Annotated in this window: 16 protein-coding genes and 4 pseudogenes; 1 reads left to right on the top strand and 19 read right to left on the bottom strand. The window is 56.1% G+C overall.

Features of this window, described 5'->3' with window-relative positions:
• Nucleotides 1-4: 4 nt before the first annotated feature.
• From SD70_RS21800 to SD70_RS21780, 5 genes are all read right to left on the bottom strand, one after another.
• Nucleotides 5-445 carry a gamma-glutamylcyclotransferase family protein gene (locus SD70_RS21800; RefSeq protein WP_052487737.1) on the bottom strand — a complete coding sequence of 147 codons (441 nt, stop codon included), beginning with the start codon at nt 443-445 and terminating at the stop codon, nt 5-7.
• An 820-nt stretch (nt 446-1,265) separates the two neighbouring features.
• Complete coding sequence (locus SD70_RS21790; RefSeq protein ID WP_041049665.1) at nt 1,266-1,562, bottom strand: CD3324 family protein; 297 nt, start codon at nt 1,560-1,562, stop codon at nt 1,266-1,268.
• A complete protein-coding gene (locus tag SD70_RS36250) occupies nt 1,525-1,665 on the bottom strand; it encodes a hypothetical protein (protein ID WP_156158130.1) in 141 nt (46 codons plus the stop codon). The genes SD70_RS21790 and SD70_RS36250 overlap by 38 nt, the downstream gene beginning before the upstream one ends.
• A gap of 607 nt (nt 1,666-2,272) precedes the next feature.
• Nucleotides 2,273-3,067, bottom strand: coding sequence for an alpha/beta hydrolase (locus SD70_RS21785; RefSeq protein ID WP_041049663.1), 795 nt, complete (start codon nt 3,065-3,067; stop codon nt 2,273-2,275).
• A 30-nt stretch (nt 3,068-3,097) separates the two neighbouring features.
• A complete protein-coding gene (locus SD70_RS21780) occupies nt 3,098-4,687 on the bottom strand; it encodes a bifunctional metallophosphatase/5'-nucleotidase (RefSeq protein WP_041049662.1) in 1,590 nt (529 codons plus the stop codon).
• Nucleotides 4,688-4,830: 143 nt separating this feature from the next.
• Between SD70_RS21780 and SD70_RS21775 the strand changes: the two are divergent.
• Nucleotides 4,831-5,795, top strand: a pseudogene (locus SD70_RS21775) (phosphate/phosphite/phosphonate ABC transporter substrate-binding protein).
• 157 nt (nt 5,796-5,952) lie between these two features.
• On the opposite strand, the pseudogene SD70_RS21770 reads toward SD70_RS21775, so the two are convergent.
• The 14 genes and pseudogenes from SD70_RS21770 to phnC all read right to left on the bottom strand — a co-directional run bounded on the left by SD70_RS21770 (nt 5,953) and on the right by phnC (nt 19,877).
• Nucleotides 5,953-7,229, bottom strand: a pseudogene (locus tag SD70_RS21770) (dicarboxylate/amino acid:cation symporter).
• Between the two features lie 11 nt (nt 7,230-7,240).
• Nucleotides 7,241-7,855: pseudogene (locus SD70_RS21760) on the bottom strand (ABC transporter substrate-binding protein); the annotation flags it as partial.
• 316 nt (nt 7,856-8,171) lie between these two features.
• On the bottom strand, nt 8,172-8,795 hold the full coding sequence (locus tag SD70_RS33780) for a response regulator transcription factor (RefSeq protein ID WP_052487734.1): 624 nt from the start codon (nt 8,793-8,795) through the stop codon (nt 8,172-8,174).
• Between the two features lie 2 nt (nt 8,796-8,797).
• Complete coding sequence (locus SD70_RS21750; RefSeq protein WP_041049658.1) at nt 8,798-9,727, bottom strand: ATP-binding protein; 930 nt, start codon at nt 9,725-9,727, stop codon at nt 8,798-8,800.
• Nucleotides 9,681-10,403: a hypothetical protein gene (locus SD70_RS37115; RefSeq protein ID WP_041049657.1), complete on the bottom strand. Its 723-nt coding sequence runs from the start codon at nt 10,401-10,403 to the stop codon at nt 9,681-9,683. Before SD70_RS37115 ends, SD70_RS21750 begins: the two co-directional genes overlap by 47 nt.
• A 12-nt stretch (nt 10,404-10,415) precedes the next feature.
• Entirely contained in the window at nt 10,416-12,293 is a 1,878-nt protein-coding gene (locus tag SD70_RS33775; protein WP_052487733.1) for a cache domain-containing protein, read from the bottom strand.
• A gap of 37 nt (nt 12,294-12,330) precedes the next feature.
• On the bottom strand, nt 12,331-12,729 hold the full coding sequence (locus tag SD70_RS21735; protein ID WP_197081108.1) for a DUF1987 domain-containing protein: 399 nt from the start codon (nt 12,727-12,729) through the stop codon (nt 12,331-12,333).
• Between the two features lie 2 nt (nt 12,730-12,731).
• A complete protein-coding gene (locus SD70_RS21730; RefSeq protein ID WP_041049656.1) occupies nt 12,732-13,280 on the bottom strand; it encodes a SiaB family protein kinase in 549 nt (182 codons plus the stop codon).
• 203 nt (nt 13,281-13,483) lie between these two features.
• Nucleotides 13,484-13,783 (bottom strand): response regulator transcription factor, encoded by a 300-nt coding sequence (locus SD70_RS21725; RefSeq protein ID WP_156158129.1) that lies wholly within the window; start codon nt 13,781-13,783, stop codon nt 13,484-13,486.
• 13 nt (nt 13,784-13,796) lie between these two features.
• A complete protein-coding gene (locus SD70_RS21720; RefSeq protein WP_052487731.1) occupies nt 13,797-14,117 on the bottom strand; it encodes a response regulator transcription factor in 321 nt (106 codons plus the stop codon).
• Nucleotides 14,110-17,421, bottom strand: a complete 3,312-nt coding sequence (locus SD70_RS33770; RefSeq protein WP_052487730.1) for an ATP-binding protein — start codon at nt 17,419-17,421, stop codon at nt 14,110-14,112. The genes SD70_RS21720 and SD70_RS33770 overlap by 8 nt, the downstream gene beginning before the upstream one ends.
• A 108-nt stretch (nt 17,422-17,529) precedes the next feature.
• Nucleotides 17,530-18,288 (bottom strand): phosphonate ABC transporter, permease protein PhnE, encoded by a 759-nt coding sequence (gene phnE, locus SD70_RS21710; protein ID WP_052487741.1) that lies wholly within the window; start codon nt 18,286-18,288, stop codon nt 17,530-17,532.
• 54 nt (nt 18,289-18,342) lie between these two features.
• Nucleotides 18,343-19,107, bottom strand: a pseudogene (gene phnE / locus SD70_RS35175) (phosphonate ABC transporter, permease protein PhnE); the annotation flags it as partial.
• On the bottom strand, nt 19,104-19,877 hold the full coding sequence (gene phnC, locus SD70_RS21705) for a phosphonate ABC transporter ATP-binding protein (protein WP_041049655.1): 774 nt from the start codon (nt 19,875-19,877) through the stop codon (nt 19,104-19,106). The pseudogene phnE (SD70_RS35175) and the gene phnC, both read right to left, overlap by 4 nt.
• Between the last annotated feature and the right edge of the window lie 338 nt (nt 19,878-20,215).

Here is a 20,215-nt window from a genome sequence, read left to right as displayed (position 1 = left end):
GCCGTTATGGCTCTGGCTGCGCACGCTGCCCGGCGGCAATACCGGCGCGGTGCTTCCTCCAGCTCCCGCCGGCAATAAGTGGGTATCCTCTGCCGTCGAGCCATACGTACGTCCAGCCTTCGCGCGCGCCGTCCGCGTCGCGGATGCGGATGCGCTCGTAGTCGTTGTCGCCGCCGGGGCCGTAGTAGTCCTCCAGCTCGTCCATAGCGGCAAGCCCTGCCCGTCTGACGTACAGCCATGCGCCTTCTACCGGAGTAGCGCTGTCGTCGGGAACGAGCCCGGGATATTCGCCGGCATCGTACAGCCGCCCGCGCACGGCGCCGGGACTGGGTGCAGCGGCAAGATGGGGCGCGACGATACGATGGTTGCACTCGCCGGGAAGCAGCGTGCCGTATACAAAGACGGGGATGCCGGGCGGCGGCGTTTTGCGGGGAATGTGGGGCATCCGGCACACCTCCGATGCAAAGACGGGTTATGTCATCCATGATGCGGAGCCGAAGCCGCGTTGTCAATGGGAAGGCGCGAGAATGGCTCGTTTGCGGATATTGGTGCGGATTAGCGGGACAGGGACGGCGGTTGGTGCCGCGAACGCCGCTATAAGCGCGCCAAAGGCAACCGCAGCGGCATGTTGGCGGCTGCTGCACGTCTGCCGTAAACGCTGAAATAGCACCTGCATTAGCAAGCCCGCTCTCACCATGCCGTCCGAAGCGCTCCTTCCTCGGGATGCAGCAGCCACGTCGACCCTTGCAGGCTGTGAAGCCCCGTGGCTCCTGCGCGTTCCTTTTGGCGGAGTGGTTTTGTTGACGATGCATCCGTGACGGCGGCGGATTTGTCGGAAGGATCGGCGGAAGCCCGGAAAACGCGCCCCGAATCCAGCCCCCGGTCCCGAACAGACAGCCGAATGGTGCAATAAAGTCCATGTTCGCTGAATAGCGACTTAATGGACGTTGATTTCGGACTGAAATGGAAAATTCGACCCTTAGCGCCTCGAAGGTCGCACCGTGCGAACTTTCGTCGCTATGTAGAGAACAGTCAGTCCCTGCCCCTTCCTTCCGTCAAATCGGCGCTTAACAGCGCCCCGCGCGGCGCTGCATAGCGAATTTGTTCTTTAAACAAACCAATCCTCTCCCCGCCGGATCCACGCCGGCTTAATTTGCTCATCGCCAGCCTGCGCTGCCTCATGCCCCCGGACAAGCTAACCAGTTCGCAACGAAAACAGGCTCTCCCGTTGTCATCGGCGATGACTTTCGGGATAGCCTGGTTCGTTACGCATGCTGCGTTTCGGCGGCCATATGGAGCCGCATTTTCGTAATGATTTTGCGGATGCTGTCTTCCGACAGATGGAACGACTGCACGAGCTCGACGATCGTCGTCCCCGACGTGTACATCCGGTATATTTCCCTGTTGCGGCGCTCGATGATGAGGCGGGTGCCGTTGTTCTCGCCCCAGCCGGCGCGCTTTTGCTCTTTTTTCGGTATATAAACGATCTCGCCTTGAATGTAATCTTGCAATTGTTTTAACAAACTAGGGGGAAGAATATCCCTTCCGTTTTTGTAACTCATCAAAATGAACCTCCCTGAAGGTGGAAAAAGTAGTTGGTTGTTGATTTTGGCTTTGGCGTTCCGCTGCGTTGCGGCCGGCGCCGGTACGTACGACGATTTGCATCGCCCATCCCTCCTTTGACTTAGTATGATCCGCTTCATTCGTATCAGGCAGCCCCGAAAATGAGCGCAAAAAAGACACGATACCCGGTATCGTGCCTGTTCGTTCGGTTATGTACCTCTACGAAGATCAGGTCGCGGATATTCCATGGGCGATGCTATGCGGTTGGGCAATCTGTACATGTGCGGCAACAATCGTAAGTGCATTGGACATGGAACTCCGTCTCCTTTCTTGGCTTCGTTAGAGTAATTATTGACATTATAAACCATCGGTTAACACATTGTCTAGTCCTGAAGGCAAAAATTTATGAAGGGGCCGGGCGGCCCCTCCCTGCATGAGTCCTCGCTTACGCGAAGACCACCTCATGTGCAGTAATCAAAACGATCACTCTCCTTCCCTTAGAGCGTAGCCGGCTCACTACTATCATGCCCGATCCGGAAACGGCTAACAAGGGCGAGAATCGTTATAACGGATTTCTCCGCCCACAGCGGGGCCGGGAAACGCCATTCCCGCTTGCCAGCTCCAATTTTCGACCCCCGGGCCGAGGTGCGGAAACCACGCATGCCAGTACCGCGCCTTCAGCATAGTCCCTCACGCCGCATCCGCCTGCTCAGCAAAAGCCGCGCTTGTGCAGCCATGCCGCGCACAGCAAGGTCCACGCCCTTGCTTCCTCGTGATCCTCAGCCAGCCCAAGCCCGTGCCGCCCGCTCTCGAATACGTGCAGCTCGTGCGGAATGCCGTGGCGGCGCAGCGCCGTCGCCAGCTCGAGCACGTTTTCCACCGGCACGACGGCGTCGTCGGCCGTATGCCACATGAATGTCGGCGGCGTCCGCTCGTGCACCATTTTTTCGCCCGAATAGCGCTCGCCAACCCCGGCCTCCGGCGAATCCCCGAGCAAATTGTCGCGGGACCCGGTGTGAGTGAATTCGCTGCTCATGGAAATGACCGGGTAGCACAAAATCGAAGCCTGCACGCGGCTGCTCATCCGCTCCACGGGATCTGCCGCCGCCGGATCGCCGTCATCGGCCAAATAGCTGACGCTGGACGCCAGGTGGCCTCCGGCCGAAAAGCCGAGTATGCCGATCCGCTCCGGATCGACGCCCCAGGCCGCCGCCCGATGGCGCACGTACCGCACCGCCCGCAGCGCGTCAAGCTGCGGCGCCGGCTGGCGGTAGGGAGCGACCCGGTAGCGCAGCACTGCCGCCGAAATGCCGAGCGTATTGAGCCATTCGGCGATAGGAGCCCCTTCATGCGGCGCTCTTCTCCCGTATCCGCCGCCAGGGCATACGATGACCGCTGCCTTCTGCCCTTCGCCTGCCGCCGGATACCACTCCAGCGCCGGCAAGTCTTCTTCCGTCGTTCCCGCCGCAAGCGGCGCCGCTTGCTGCCAAAGCTCATGCCACATCACGATCCCGCCTCTCCGCAATCGTCAAATTCAATCCGTCACGACTTCCCAATTCCCGTCGACGGCCGCCTCTATCGTACCTTTTTCCAAAATGTAATTGGCGATCAGCTCCGCCACGTCGGTCGGAATGTCGCGAACGACCTGCTTGCCTTGGAACATAAAATAGTTCCCGCCTCCGCCCGCGCGGTAGTTGTTCATGACTACGTCGTACTCGGCGGCCGGGTCGAGCGGCTGTCCGCGGAACGTCAGCTGCACTACCCGCTGCCCGGCCGGCCTGGAAACGTTAAGCTTGTACTCGATCCCTTCCCACATATCGTAATTATAATGCTGCGGCTTGGGCGCAAGGAAGCTCGGATTGACGACGATTTCCCCGGACGCGTCCAAAGCGAAATATTCCGCCGACTTTTCCAGCGCATCGCGAATGTCCTGCCCGGTGATGCGTATCACCTTTAGCGTGTTCGGATAAATGTAGTTAGCGACGATATGGCGCATCGTAATGTCCGGCGGGAATCCCGGCGAAACGTTGTCGAACAGCGCCGTGTTGGAGATCTCCGCACCCGAAACTTCCATTTGCACGCGATTGATAAACTCGATCAGGGCGTTGTCGCGGAGCCGCACCTTCATCGGGTCGGTCACCCGCATATCGCCCTGCAGCCGGCCCATCGGCGTATCGAGCCACTTCTGGGTTTTCGCTTCGTAAGGCTCGACCAGAGCGAGCAGCTCGCGATCCGGCTCGGCCCCTTCTACGGATACGAGCTGCGACGACTTCTCGGCAATGTGCCATTTGCCGTCTTCGCGCACGAGCCGCAGGCTCACCTTGCCGAGCGCTGCGCCGGCGGTGCCGGGCTGCACGACGGTTACGCCGCCGACGCTGGCGCCGGCGATCTGCCTGTGCTGATGGCCCGTCAGCAGCACATCGATGCCGGGCACTTCCGTGCACAGCTGGTAGCCTTGATTTTCACCGGTCAGCGGCTCGGTCGGCTCCCCGCTCTCCAGATCGCGTTCAAAGCCGCCGTGGTACGAGATGACGACTACATCGGCTCCTTCCCGTTCGCGCAGCACCGGCACCCAGCGCCGGGCCGCTTCCACCGCGTCGACGAACGAAAGGCCCGCGATATGCTCCGGCTGCTCCCAATTCGGAATATAAGGCGTCGTCAGCCCGAGAATGCCTACTTTTACCCCTTCATCCGTCTCCTTCACGATATACGGCCGGCCGAACGCCGGCTCTCCCGTCGCCGCATCGACCACCGTGGCGCTCAGCCACGGGAACGGCGACTCGCGCATCGCTTTGCGCAGCACGCCCATGCCGTAGTTGAATTCATGGTTGCCGACGACGGCCGCATCGCAGCCAAGCGCGCCAAGCGCCGTCACCATCGGATCGGTCGGCTCCGGATCGAGCCGGGCATGATGATAAGCGAGCGGCGTGCCCTGGATCAAATCTCCGTTATCTACGAAAATAACGTTGCCGCCCCGCGCCCGCTCGGCCCGTACGAGCGTAGCGATTTTGGCGAGTCCCAGCTCCGCCGGCCCGTTGTCCGCATACCGGATCGGCAGCAGCGCGCCGTGCAAATCGCTCGTCTCCACAATGACAATTTCGCATTCGTCCTGATTTTTCGACATGTCGCTTTCACTCCCCCGTCCTATCATACTACATCTCTCTACAATATTTTGGATGCTTCACATTTTTTTAACTGAAATATGGGGCAATGTATGATATAGTTGTCTTGGCTTCATGTTAACAAATATTATACGGAGGTCAAAACATGTTCAAAAAGGTAGCAACCGTAAGCCTTTCCGTCGTTTTGGCTGCAGGCATTCTGGCCGGCTGCGGAAAGAAAGACGCGAACGCGGGGGGTAACGCAGCAGCGCCGCAAGACAACAAACAAGCGGCATCCGCCGGATACGTGCCGACAACGCTAACCGTCCAGTTCGTTCCGTCGCAAAACGCCGAAACGCTGGAAGCAAAAGCGAAGCCGCTCGAGAAAATGCTCGGCGACCGCATCGGCATTCCGGTCAAAGTATCCGTATCTACCGATTACAACACGGTTATCGAAGCGATGGCTTCCAAGAAAGTCGACATCGGCTTCCTGCCGCCGTCCAGCTACGTCGTCGCTCACGACAGCCGCAAAGCGGCCGACCTGCTGCTGCAGGCGCTGCGCAACGGTGTAGACGACGCTACGGGCCAACCGACGCAAGACCTTGTTGATTTCTACAAAGCAATGATCGTTGTTAAAGCCGATTCCCCGATCAAGAGCATCGCCGACCTGAAAGGCAAAAAAGTCGCTGGCAAGGCGTAACGTCCGCTGCCGGTTACATTTACCCGGGCGCGCTGCTCAAAAAGAACGGGATCGATCCGCAAACGGACGTGCAGCCGCAGCAGTTCCAAGGCCACGACAAAGCCGTCATCGCCCTGCTGAACGGCCAAGTGGACGCCATCGGCGTATTCCAGGACATCCGCGCGCAAATGTTGAAAGATTATCCGAACGCCCTGAAGGACACCCGCGTCCTCGCGTTCACGGACAAAATCCCGAACGACACGATCGCCGTCCGTCCGGATATGGATCCGACCTGGAAAAAGAAAATCCAGGACGCGTTCATCGCGATCGGCAAAGATCCGGAAGGCCTGAAGGTCATTTCCGACGTATACACGCACAAAGGCTACGTCGTTTCCGACGACAAGAAATTCGATATCGTCCGCGAAGTCAACAAGTCGATGGGCTTGAAGTAATCGCACATACGGTGTCGCAAAAAATACCGGACCGCTCTCGCTCGAGGCGGTCCGGTATTTTTGTATGCGTTGCTTTCAACCGCCCAAGGTGCATTGCGGAGCTTGAATATGCATAACGTAAGCTTTCGTCATCGGTATGATCGGGATGATGCGCACCTTATACCGTTGTGCCGACAGCGCTCATATCAGCGGAATCTTTGGGCGTACCGGCCGGTTTGGTAATGAACAAGGCGGAGGAGCAGGCAAGGTGAACGTTGATCACCGTAAGAATCGGATCGATCATGGTGATAATCGCCAGAATGAGAATAATGGCCGTACCCGAAGGAAGCCCGAACATGCCAAGCACGATCGAAATCATGGACAAAGCCGCTACGGCGGGAGAGCCGGCTCCGGCGAGCGCTGCGATGACGGCCCCGAACAAGGCCAGGACGAAGGAGAAAATGCCGAACGGAACGCCGTACAATTGCGCTGCGAACACGGTTCCCAGCGTATAAACGAGCACCATGCTGTATCGGCATATGACGATATTCAGCGGCACAATCAAGTGAATCGCTTGCGGCTCAAGCGAAAATTCATCGCGCAGCGACTGGAATAAGGACGGCATTGCGGCGTAGCTGCTGCGGGTGCCGAAAGCGATAAGCAGCGGTTCTTTAAGATCGGCAAACGACTTGACGACGGATTTCCCTGTCGCATACCAGATGGCCGCTGAACTGATCGCAATCAGGATGATCGCGGCGGCGTAAGTAAGCATAATAAATTTGGCCATGGCGATCATGACGGTAACGCCCGTTTGAGCGATTTGGACGGCCATGATGCTCATCAAACCGAACGGCAAAGCGTAAAGGGACCAGGAAATGGCTTTTTCGAACGCTTTGAATATCGTTTCCCCCGCCGCCAAAATGTGACCGCTGGCGGGCGATCGGATTAAGCCGACGCCAATGCCGAATACGACCGAGAAAAACAATACCTGCAAGTTTTTCTCATGATATAAAGCGTCGAAAATGTTGGTCGGGATCAGCATGGAAACAAACGATTTCATATTGAAGCCGTCGGCTTCTGCCGTTCTGTCGGATCGTTTCTCGGTTTCCACGAGAAGTTTGCCGAGCGTGCTCTGTTTTTCCTTGCCGAGCCCGTCCCCCGGCCTGCCGGCCAGACCGACAATCAAGCCGACGAGACGAGTAGTCCGATGCAAAAAACGACGACCATCCGCTTCAAAAAAATGCCCGATTCCTTCGCGAGCAAAAGTTTTCCTATGCTGGAGACAACCGCCGTGACCATAATCGGCAGCACGCACATTTTGAGAAAGGACAAGTAAATATCGCTGAATGGAGCAATGAAAAGAGCCAGATCTTTGTTGAACAAACCTATCGCCGCCCCGAGTGCAATGCTGAGCAGCACAACCCACGGGTTTTTCAGGAAAAGCAGTTTATTCATGGACAGACTCCTTACTGGTTCGTTAATTTGGCTTTGTTAATAAATAATAACTGGTTTAACCAGGCCAGGAGGCGGGAATCGTCCGGAGCGACGGCAATGGCGATCGGATCCACCCTGTCTTTCAACACGAACGCCTGCAGGCGTATCGCTCTGTCCGGATTGTTGTCGATATAGGATTTGATTTCCACATCATCGTAAAATGCCGCGAAAACTTCGCCCCGATAGGCGCCTTCCATCATTTTGGACAAATTGTCATACTCCACGATCTCCGCCTTATCCGATAGTTCATGCGCGTAGCCTACATACGATGTGCCTTTGACGACGCCGATTTTGACGCTTTTCTGTTTGATCACGTCCAGCGGGTCGGTTTGATTTTTACTGAGCGCGGCAAACTGCAGCCGATTGACCAGCAGCGATTGATGCAGCAGAAGGTACGGATCCGAGAACAGCACTTTTTGCGCGCGGGGCAACGTGATGCTCAGCTTGGAAACGGCCAAATCCGCCTGTCCTGCGGCCACCTGGTCGGCCACATCGTCGAACGTGTTCGCGCTGCGGAGAAACTCTGCATCGACGCCCAGCTTGGAGGCGATATCGTACGCCAAATCGACGTCGCTCCCAACCGGATTTCCCGAGGGTCCTGGAAAAAATACGGATACCGGTCGCCTTTATACATGGCGATAACGAGTTTTCCCCGTTTGTAAATGCGTTTGAACTCCTGCGGCAGCAAATTGTAATCGGCATCGCTCAATACGCGTTTGCCGATTTCGGAGTTGGAATGGGGTTTGAACCCGGGATTAACCCGATTGTCCGCAGTGAGACTGCCTCCTTGCATATTGCTCCGGCTTGCCGCGTTCAGGCTGCAAGCGGATAAAGCCACGGCAAGGCATAGCAGCATACCGAGTTGTTTGAACAAGTTCAAGGGATTCCACTCCTAGCCTAGGTTCACTTTATTTTGATATAACGCACGTTGTTCTTCTTCAGCAGATCGACCACGGCGTCTGTAACTATATAGCCTTCTCTCAGCAACAACTTGCCTCCGGAATTGAATATATTTTCACCTACGGTTTTCCCGACCAAATATTCGTTGACGAACGTTGTATGCTCGCTCGGCATTTCCTTTGGTGCCCATACGGGCTGCCGGACAGGTTTCGCTTTGCTCCCCGGGCGCGGCATCGGACTTGCGCCTGTTTGTTCAGCGGCAGGATTGCTGCCCAAAATTTGTTCGGCTACGCTCAGCACCTTTTCTTCTGCAAACGGCTTCAGGATATAGTACTTGACTCCGCTCCGGAAAGCCTGCATAAGCATGCTGCGTTCGTTCTCCGTACTGATCATAACGATGTTGTCGACCGGGAACTTTTCTCTAATGTTCCTGACAGCCTCGATTCCCGTTAACACGGGCATATTAATGTCCATCGTCATTAAATCCGGCTTATATCGTTCGAAGGCGGCGACAGCATCTTGGCCATTCTCCGCTTCCGCCACCACCGTATCCCCTCTTCGTTCAAAAATAGCGCTCAATTGGCTGCGCATGATCGCCGCATCGTCGGCAATGACGATCCGCCCCATATTCAGACTCCCCCTTTCATTCCGTGAAAAGGCAACCGGAAGACGAACGTCGTTCCCGCTCCCCGGACGGATTCGACCCGGACCGAGCCGCCGATCCGTTCCGTCTCCCGCTTCACGGCGGCAAGCCCGACGCCGCGGCCGGACAATGCCGTCTCCCCGTCCTTGGTCGAAAACCCGTCCAGAAAAATGCATGACATCAGCTCTTCATCCGTTAGCCTAGCCGCCGTCTCCGCGCTGTAAATGCCTTTGGCGACGGCTCTGGCGCGGATTTGACCGGCATCGATGTCCTTTCCGTCATTGGCTATGATCAAGCGGATGGTATCCCGTTCGCTCGAAACCGCGCAGATGATGAGGCCGATCGGATCTTTGCCCGACAGCGCCCGCTCTTCCGCTTCTTCAATACCGTGGTCCAACATATTGTTGAACACGTGAACGAGTGAACGAACAAACGGCCGGTAACGTTCGGGATCGACGAGAATCGGTTCGGTTTGTTCGACGACGAGCGGATAAATCGGCTTGCCGAGGTTCGCAGCCGCTTTGCGCACCCAATCGGAATATTTGGCGAGCAGCTCGGAGAACGGGCGGTACCGGAGCTTCCGAAGTTCGGCCAGAAGCTCGTCGGCCGCCGGCGGAGGAAGCAGCTCGCCGATCTTGCGTTCCAATCCGGTTATCTTCTCCTCCTCGATCGTCAAGACGTTGGAAGTCCGAAGGAACGCATCGCCCAATGTTTGCTCCAGAAGCGTCAAATCCTCCTCCAGCCAGTCGGACAACCGGTGCGAAGCGACGAACTCGGCAAGCGATTCCGGCGGCGCTTCCAGCAGCTCCCGCTTGCAAGCGGACAGCTTCGTTTCGAACTCATGAAGCCGCGGTACGATATGGACAAAGTCAAGCTGCCCGAAGTTTCCTTTCAGCGTATGGACGGTGCGATACAATTCCGCGAATAATGGTTCGCTGCCTTCCTTCTCCCTCCGGCGCCCGGGCGATCGGCGACGCCGCAAAGCTGCGGTAGGCGGATACGGCCTCGGCAACATCGCTGCCGAACGCCACTGCTTTAACCACCATGCGGAGTATGCGCCTCTCCCGCTCCACCTCGGTCTCGAGATCCTTCTCGTGCGTAACGTCGGTCATGATCACCATGCAGAACGGATCTCCTCCCGGATGGCTGATCATCTTATACTCCAACTGCACGATTTTGCCGTGAAGCGAAATTTCGTTAGGCAGCAAATCCATCCAACTATCCCGTACAAACTCGTCCTCTTCCCCGAAAATTTGCCGCAGGAACGTCGCCGCCAATTCCTGCTGTTCGATGTCAAAGGGATAAATCAGCTCGATAAACGGCAGTCCGCCGATTTTGCGCCCGAATAACCTTCTGCATTCCTCGCTGTATTGTTTCTGAACCGTCAAGCTGCTGTCGAACGTCAGAAACCCTTGTCTGGCATTGTCAAGCAGAGCTTTAAGCTCTGTCTTGACCCGGATCAGAGACCGGCTTTGGGCGTCGCTGATGCGCATGATCTTGGTCATTTCCCGCATCAGCTTCTCGTGCCGGGCGGACAGCTCCTTGTACTTGAGGAGAAGCTCGGACGCCTGATTTTGTTCGATTCCATCCACCGTCAGTCCCCCCTAACTTGCCCTTTTTGGCGCCGCCCGGAACGCAAGCATAGCGATATCGTCGCGTTGCGGCTCGGAGCCCATATAGTCCGCAAGCTTCCGTTCGAACTCCCCTCTCTGCTCCGGCATAGATAAGATGCGGAACGAATCGATCCACGCCATGAGCCGCGTTCTGCCCAACGAAACGTTCTTGTCCCCGCCGTTCTGATCCGTGACTCCGTCGGAAGCCATGTAATAAGCAGCATCGGGATCCGCTCGCAGCAGACGGTTCGTATATTCGCAATCCGGCGGCGTGCTGCGGTAGCCGATCTTGTGTTTGTCTCCCTTCACCATGCGCACGCCGGCCGCATCCGCGACGTAGATCGTCATGCCCGCTCCGGCGAAGGTCACTTCCGCTCCATGGGCGAAACAAAGTCCCAGATCGAGCCCGTCGTCGGACAAACCTTCCGGTTGCTCTTGACGAAGCATGTGCTTGAGCAGACCGTTCAATTTTTGCAGAACTTGCGAAGGAACGTCGTTCCCCCCTTGATCGGCGATTCGGTTAAGCAGCGCGACCGTAAGCATTGTCATCAGCGCTCCCGGCACGCCGTGTCCGGTGCAATCGCCCACGGCGACCCAGCGGACTTCGCCAACCTGCCTCGTCCAGTAAAAGTCCCCGCCGACGACATCCCTTGGCTTCCACACGACCCAATGCTCGGCAAACACCTGTTCCAGGCTGGCGGGGGACGGAAGCACCGATTGCTGGATACGGTTCGCATAGGCGATGCTGTCCGTCATCTCGCGGTTGCGGCGCGCCAGCTCCAGCATAACGGAACGAAGCGAATCCACCATCGCGTTAAAGGATCGTCCGAGCTGGCCCAATTCGTCTCCCGCCTTGACCTCCACTCGCCGCTCCAAATCGCCTTCGCTGATTTCCCGCGACGTATCGGTCAATGAGCGCAGCGGGATTGCAATGGAGCGGATGATGACGAATACGATAATGGCCCCGGCGAATAAGGCTAACGCCATAACCATCGTCGTTCTTCTGAAAATAGGAGCGGCGGCTTGCCTCACTTCGTCGGAATACCAGGTGCCCGCTATTTTCCAGCCTGTTAACGGATTCGTTTCATAAACCATTTTCTTCGGCTTTCCGTCCAGCGTATTGACGTATTCGATTTCGCCGGATTCGGATTTGAACATCGTATCCGTCGTCGGCGCCGTCGAAGTATCGCCTATTTTCGCTATCGGATGGATCAAATATTTGCGGTTGGCGTCAAGCAGATAAATGTACCCTCGCTCCCCGATTTTCACTCCTTTAACCATGTCGTCCAGCGTTTTCAGGTTGAGATTGGCCGCTATGACGCCATGTCCATCGTTCACCGCCTTGGCAATGGACACTATGGCCATATTGGAAAAGTTCGATATGTACGTATTCGTTACGATAACCTTGTCTTTATGCGCCATCGCTTGCGTATACCAAGGCTTATTCCTCGGATCGTAATCGGCAGGGATCGTCAAGCTTCTCGGCGATTGCACGGTCACCCCCTGGTCCGTTCCGGCAATGACGCTTTCCAGCTCCGGGTGCAGCCGTTTAAATGTATCCATCGCTTCATTGACTTTAGGATCTTCGTCGCCCTGAATGGAACCGATCGAGCCGAGCGATACTTGTTGCGACAGCAAATCGACATCCTTCATTTTTCCGTCGATCATTTGCGCGATCGTTTGATTGAGCAGCGCAACCTCCGCAGCTGCGGCCTGCTTCATTTGGTCGTCCACTTTGTTTTTGGCCGTCGTGTAGGAATTCCAGCCGATCGCCAAACTCGGAATGAGCAAAATGATGGAATAGGATAAGATCAATCTGCTTTTTACCGATCGAATATTCCATTTGAACGTACGAAGGATAAACTTCATGACAATAAAACCTTTCTGGCAACGATCCGGCGAACGTTCAGCCCTCGCTCTTGGGAATGATGTGAAACGGAAGGGTGAGGTCTTCTTTCAACTCTTCGGCGCATTCCAGCTCGCTTTCGTTGTCTTCGTCATAGTACCAATAGACCTCAATGGTTTTGCCGTTCTGATATGCCGCTTCCAACTTCTCCAGCAGCAGCATGAAGCATTTCGTGCTGGACGTGTTGATATAAGGGAGCTCGAGCTCGGTTCGGACGAACGAATCGGCGGAAAGCTGCGCCAAGTATTCGTCTGCCCATCGCAATAACGGTTCGTAGAATTCGAACGCGTTCTCCGGATAGGACTCGCCGCGAATCTTCAGCGTGGCGCGTTCCGGGTCGAACCGGACCTCCGGCGTCGTGCGCGAACTCTGTAAGCTTATGGGCTCTATCCGCCTCATAGCTAGACCACCGCCTTTAAGGCAAAAAATGAAAGATGCTCGTCGACTTTCGTGGCGGAAAATTCAAGCGGCTGCGTCGCCTTCCGCGCCATATCGATGAAGCCGAGGCCGGCGCCGCCGGCATGATCCGGGAGCTCCAGCTTCAGCTTTTCTTTATACAGCCGCCTCAGCTCGTCTTTATCCAGCTTCACGATGGATTCGATGCGGGCGATCAATCCGGCGGCATCTTCGTTTTCGATCAAATTGCCGGAACAAATATAGCTTCCACTCGCGTTTTTTCCAATCGTCACGATGCTGGACTGGGCAATCCGGTCGCAAGCGGGGGAACCGCTCTTTCTCAAACAGTAATTTTTTATGTTTTGCGTCTGTTCGATAAAAATCGAGAAAATATGATAAATTTCGTTTTTCGGCCTGTTTTCCGCCTCCAGATACATTTTGATGGCTTGGCCGTATTCCTCGATCAATTGCTGGGAGAGCCATCCGGAGAAGCTAATCAGAATGCCGTTGTTTCGAAGCGCCGCTTGAACTTCCAGCAGATGGTTATCGATCAATCTGCGTCCCTTCCTTCAAATCAATTGGAGTAGCCCTAATGATCTGTTATTGTCGAATCCCGATTTCATTTTAATCCATGGCAGGACTGCGGACACCTGACCAAAGTTAGGGGAACGCCAAAAAAACGTTGCCTGACGCAACAAAAACAGGGAGCTTGCCTGACCGAAATCAGGTTTGCTCCCTGTTTTTGCAAACGAAGCCTTCACAGCTTGTTTTGAAACAACCGCATTTCATGCAGTTTGGCGATCGCCTGCGCCCGGTTTTTCACGTTCAGCTTGCCGAAAATTTGCGAGTTGAACCATTTGACCGTTCCTACCGACAGCGATAATTGCCGTGCGATATCCTCGTTCGAGGAGCCGCGCGCCACCATTTCCAATATGTCCTTTTCCCGTCTCGTTAGCGTTCCGAGTTCGAGTTCGGATTGCACGCTCCATGTGTTCCCCTTGTCGGCACGGCCGCCCATTCGCCGCGACCGGCGCAAGCTCGCTTTCACCCTCATCATCAGCACCTGCGGATCAAAACGGCTTCGTAACGTAATCGTCGCCTCCCCACCTCGAGCCCCCGAAATAATGTCCCCCCGATTCGTCTTTGCAGCTCATAAAAACAATCGGCATGTCGAACCGTTTCCGAATTTCCTCGCACACTTCGATTCCGCTCATATCCGGAAGCAGCACGTCCAGCACGATCAAGTCGGGCTGCTCCCGTTCCACGAGCTCAAGCGCCGCCAGACCGCATTCCGCTTCGGCAACGCGATATCCTTCGTTTTGCAAATAGACAGCGACCATTTCGCGGATATCTTCCTCATCTTCCACGAGCAAAATTACAGCCTCATTCATGTCTATCCTCCCCCGATTGCGAATCGCCGATAAATTGAACGGGCAAAGTGAAGAAGAATTCGCTCCCCTCGCCCGGCTTGCTGCTCACGCCAATCTCCCCGTCATGCTGACGGATAATTTCCTTGCTGATCGCAAGCCCTAAGCCGGCCCCTTCGGACTTGCTCCGATACGCTCCCTTTCCTCTGTAAAAACGATCGAAAACGTGACGCGCATCTGCTTCGTCCATACCTACCCCCGTATCCCGGACGCTGACGGTCGCCCGTCCTTCCGTCATGGACCGCCGTTCCACCTTCACTTCCAGCCGGACCGTTCCCCCTTCGGGCGTGAATTTGAGCGCATTCACAATGAAATTGGCGGCCACCTGCTCGATTCGAACCGGATCGATCCGTACCATTGCCGCACCGCCGGATGCCGAAGCCGACTCGACAAACACGAACCGGAGTCCCTTGGCCTTCACATCGTAGGCGTATCGAGTGTAAAGCGCCCTTACGAACGGCAGCAGCTCCTCCCAGCCAAAATCGAAGCGAATTTGCTTCGACTCCAGCTTCGAAAGCTCGAACAGGTCTTTGATAATCCGGTGCAAATAGACCGTTTTATCGTAAATGCGCTGAATATATTTGCGATCCCGGAACGTCTCGATTCCGTCCAGCATGCCTTTGATATACCCTTGAATCGACGTTAACGGAGTGCCGAGCTCATGGGATATATTGGTGAACAGCATGCGGCGGGACTGCTCCATTTCCGACAATTCGCGGTAAGCATGCTCCAGTTCAAGATTCACGCGTTCCAGCCTGCCGTTCGCTTCGGCCAGTTCCAGCGTACGCTCCCGCACCGTTCGCTCCAGCACCGCGTGCCATTCGGCCACCTTCAGATGCAGGCCGATACGGGACAACAGTTCCTCTTTGATCACGGGCTTGAGGATATAGTCGTTAGCGCCGGCATTAAATCCTTCCACCAGATCGTTCACCTGGTTTTTCCCCGTCAGCAGCACGATCGGAAGTTCGACGGCCGTATACGATTCCCGCAGCCGCATGCACAGTTCGTAGCCGGACATCCTCGGCATCATCACATCGAGCACCATCATGTCCGGCTTAAACCCCGCCTCGATCAGGGCAAGCGCTTCGCTGCCGCTTTCCGCCTGTTTTACGGCATACTTGTGCAGCCTGAGATGATTGCCAAGCACCTGCAAATTGATCGGATCGTCGTCGACGATCAGAATGACGGGCGCCAGTCCGTCATCCTCCACTCCGGCCGCAGCGGGCAAAACGTTCGCTGCAGAGGCTTCGACTGCCGCGTCTTCCGGCACGCTCACTCTTGCCAGTCTTTTCTCCTCCGTCTTGTCCGCCGGCTGCCCGGCAGCGAGCGGCAGCGTGAATATAAACCGCGAACCATGGCCGGCCTCGGATTCGGCCCGAATCGTCCCGCCGTGCAGCTCGACGAGCTGCCTCGTAATCGTCAGGCCGAGTCCGGTGCCGCCGTATTCGCGCGCCACCCCCCCGTCCGCCTGCTCGAACGGTTCAAAGATGCTCTCCAGCTTATGCGCCGGAATGCCGATCCCGGTATCGGCGACGCTGATTTCAAGCATGCCCGTGAACCGTTCGGAGCGGCTTGCCGACACTTCGACGGAGCCGCTGTGGGTAAATTTCGCCGCGTTCCCGATCAAGTTTTGCAAAATTTGCTGGATTCGGTCAGAGTCTCCTTCTACATACGTATGCGGCGCAATCGCGTTTACAAGCACGATGTTTTTGCCGCGAACGAACGCTCTGGATAACGTCACGATCATTTCGGCCAAAACGTGAATGTCCACCGACGCTTTGCGTATTTGAATGTCGCGATGCTTCAATCTGGAAAAATCAAGAATGTCGCCGAGCAGGCTCGCCAGCCGTTTGGCGCTGACGAGCACCATGCGCAAATTGGCAACAACCGGCGCCGCGATGTCGCCGGCCGCTCCGTCGATAAGCGATTCCGTCAGTCCAATAATGCCGTTGAGCGGCGTACGCAGCTCATGCGACGTATTGGCGAGAAATTCGTCCTTCAATTTGTCCATTTGCTGCAGCTTCATATTTTTCTCTTCCAATTCCGCCGAGTAAAGCTTTAATCTGCGGTGAACCTCCATAAATCGTCCCGACAAAATAGCGCCAAGGCAAAGCACGAACAAAATCGCCCCCAAGTTGACCCAGGCTATGTTCAGAACACCGTACAGCTTGGGCGATGTTTGCGGCAAGTTCATAGGGGCCAACTGCCGGTAGATTTCATGGTAAGCCTGTGTTGTCAAAATGGCGGCGAAACCGAAGACAAACAGCTTCGCTTCTTTATCCCGCCGTTTTCTTAGCGCAACGATCAGCGCCAAGGTTATCGAGGCAATGATGAAAAACACAAGATAGCGGTGAAAGAACAAATAAAGCCGGTCGTGCCACATATCGCCGGCGATCAGACCCGCTACGGTGGCAGCGATTCCATACAGTAACGAAGCATACGCGATACTCCGGACGGCTTTGATCTTTCCGGAGCCGAATATGGCATCGAAGCATAACAAAAAACCCGCATAACCCATATACCAAATCAAATGAACGATGAGTCCGGCGAGGCGGAAAAGGCCAGGCGGCACAAGCAGCTGCCAGCTTCCCCCGAACACGAGCAAATCAACCGCCATGCTGTTGGAAAACAGGAAAAAATACAAATACAGCTTTTCGTTCGGTTGCTTCCAATAGAACATAATGGCGGCCGCACTTAAAAAAATGTGGAGAATCCCGAAGACGATTTGGACCGAATCTTTCCGAAGCATGTTCGCAATCAAATCCTGCGGCGGCCCGGCGAACGCTTCGATCGGTTGCGTAAGCGGTTTTGCTGCGGACATGTGAAAATATAACGTTTTCCCGGCGGAATCCGTTCCGATCGGCAGCATGTGCCATTCATTCAGGCCGACGGGCATACGTCTGTCGCCGGAAGCATAAATCAGCTTGTTTTCGGCGTCGTAAACGTCCACATGAAATTTGTCGACAAACGAATACCAGTAAATGAACAGATATGTTCTATCGCCTAAGCCATCCTTCGGCAGTTCCGCTTTCAGCCATAAGTCGTGCCGGTCCTGTTCCTCCGTTTTGTTCGCAGCCCTGTCAAGATGAATGCTGTCAAAAGGCTTCCACTCGTCAGGCTGCGACTGCCCCCAGCTGTAAGCGTCCCATTTGAGATCAAGGTTCGGACCCGCGTTCGCGAATGAGAAGCCGAATAAAACGAACACCGCCCCTACGGCCAGCATAAGCCCGGCCAAAATCCCGAATTTCCGAACAAAATCCCCCAGCATACGAATGCCTTCTCCCCTGGCGAAATGTCGCGGATTCCCGCAAGACGTACAAACAAGGCCCCCCTGCCAACGGTGTTGCTGGCGGGAAGGCCCTTTTACCGGCTGCGCTTATACGATCTTCTTGCGCAGAGTGCCGGAGATGTAGTCGATCAGCGAGACGGTGACGACGATGCCGATCAGTATGATGCCGACGCGCGGCCACGAACGCCCGTTGATGGCGAAAATAAGCGGCGTGCCGATGCCGCCGGCACCGATCATGCCGAGCAGCGTGGCGGAACGCAGGTTGATCTCAAAGCGGTACAGCGCGTACGAGAGAAACTCCGGAATGACTTGCGGCACGACGGCGAAGGCGAGTATTTTCCAGCGGTTCGCGCCGACGGCGGTCATCGCCTCCACCGGCCCCATGTCCATGTTCTCGATCGCCTCGGCATACAGCTTGCCGAGCATCCCGACCGAATGCAGGCCGAGCGCAAGTACCCCGGCGTACGGGCCGGGACCGACCGCTTTGATGAAGATGATCGCCATAATGACCTCGGGGATCGTGCGAACCAGGCTCAAAGCCAGCTTTCCGCTCCCGGATACGAGGCGCGAACGGCTCATGTTCGCCGCTGCCCAGAAGGCGAACGGCAAACATACAATAGCCGAAACGATATTGCCCAAATACGAGATGGACAGCGTCAGCAGCAAGTTGCGCAGCAAATCTTCTCCTTCCGGCAAGTAGACGTAGCCCCAGTCCGGATGGAAAAGACCTTTGAACATCGCTTTCGTAAACTGCCACCACGTCGGTTGAAAGCCGGTCAGCTTGAGGCCGAGCAGCGACCATACGAGCAGCGCCAGCGTTACGGCAATGCCGAGAATAGTAAACATGCGGCTCCGCGCCGGCGACGCCGGGCCTTTTCCGCCTTTTAGCAGATAAGTACGGAAACGGGTGCTGACCGTTTCGATGATAATGACGACGATGAGCGTGTAAATGACGATGCTGCACGCCTGATCGTAGCGGAACAGGTCAAGCGTGTTTTTCAGCAGCAAGCCGATGCCGCCGGCGCCGACGAGACCGAGTATCGACGAAGCGCGGATGCTGATCTCGAACGTGTACAGCAGGTGCGCCAAGTAGGTCGGCGCCACTTGCGGCAGCACGCCGAAGCGGATCCATTTCAGCTTGTTCGCGCCGACTGCCGTCATCGCTTCGAGCGGACCCGGGTCGATCGCTTCCGTCGACTCGTAAGCGAGCTTCGACAAAATGCCGAACGTGAAAAAGACGAGCGCCAGCGTACCGGCCGTCGGCCCGAAGCCGACGATGATGGCGAACAGAGCCGCATACAGCAAATCCGGAATCGTGCGGCACAAATTCATGATAAGCCGCGCCGGTACGGACAGCCACGGCGTCTTCGTTACGTTGCGGGCCGCAAGCAGCGCGAGCGGATACGCAAACAGCGCGCCGATAAGCGTGCCGAGAATCGACATTTGCAGCGTCTCGGCCATCGGCTTCCAAATTTTTTGAAAAAACGCCCAGTCCGGCGGAAACATCTCGGCGATAAACCGGGCGATCTCCGGAATGCCCCGGATAAGCTCGGGAACGGTCGCATCCGTCTGCACGGCGCTTCCGATCAAGAACGCGAGCAAGATCAGAACGGTGACATACAGCTTCGTGCGGGGCGGCCGTACGGCCGCAGTGGCCGATTTCAATGCCCTGCCCCTCCTAACAGCTCGTCCTGCTTGATCGCGCGGCCGTAAATTTGGCCGAACACTTCGTCCGTCGCTTCGGCGACAGGGCCGTCATATACGAGCTCGCCGGCGCGCAGGCCGATGATGCGGGTGGCGTATTCGCGGGCCAGGTCGATAAAGTGCAAGTTCACGATCGTCGTGATGCCTAGCTCCTGGTTGATGCGCTTCAGGTCGTCCATGACCTGGCGGGTCGTGAGCGGATCGAGCGAGGCGACCGGCTCGTCGGCGAGAATGATTTTCGCCTCTTGCGCAAGCGCCCGGGCAATCGATACGCGCTGCTGCTGACCGCCGGACAATTCGTCGGCGCGCGAGAACGCTTTCTCCCGGATATTGACCCGTTCCAGCGCCTTAAGGGCGAGATCGACGTCGTGCTGCGGAAACATGCCGAGCAGCATGCGCAAAGTGGAATGATACCCGACGCGGCCGGACAATACGTTGCGGAGCACGGAAGAGCGCTTGACCAGATTGAAGCTTTGGAAAATCATGCCTATGTCGCGACGCATCCGCAGCAGCTCTTTGCCCTTCGCGGCAGTAATCGACTTGCCGTCGATAAGGATGTGGCCGTCGGTAATTTCGTGCAGCCGGTTGATGGAGCGGAGCAGCGTCGATTTGCCCGCACCCGACAGGCCGACGATGACGACGAACTCGCCCGGCTTAATCGTCAAATTGATGTTTTTCAATCCGATCGTACCGTTCGGATACACTTTGGAAACGTTCTGAAACTGGATCATGCTGGACCAACTTTCCACCCTTTAGATTAATTTGCGGTAGCGCCTTACAACTATTCGACAAGCATCGGCAATAATCCTTTACGAAAAACCGTTCATCGAAATTTAACATTGCCCTGTTTACTTCGTTTCCTGAAACCGCTTACTTCGGCTCCCACGCGCAACGCAAATTATGCAGAGAAACCTCTTCCGCCCCCGCACCGCCATGCTGTATAATAGGGTCATTTCATAGATGCAACTTTCGATGCACATACTCAGGCCCTACCAAACGGGCCGCTCACAGGAAGTGCGCCGCGCGATACATAAGCTGGCACCACGCCGCATCCCGTTCAGTTCGCCCG

The sequence above is a fragment of the Gordoniibacillus kamchatkensis genome (assembly GCF_000829455.1).
Lineage (GTDB): Bacteria > Bacillota > Bacilli > Paenibacillales > NBRC-103111 > Gordoniibacillus > Gordoniibacillus kamchatkensis.
This window is presented reverse-complemented; position numbering and strand designations above follow the sequence as displayed.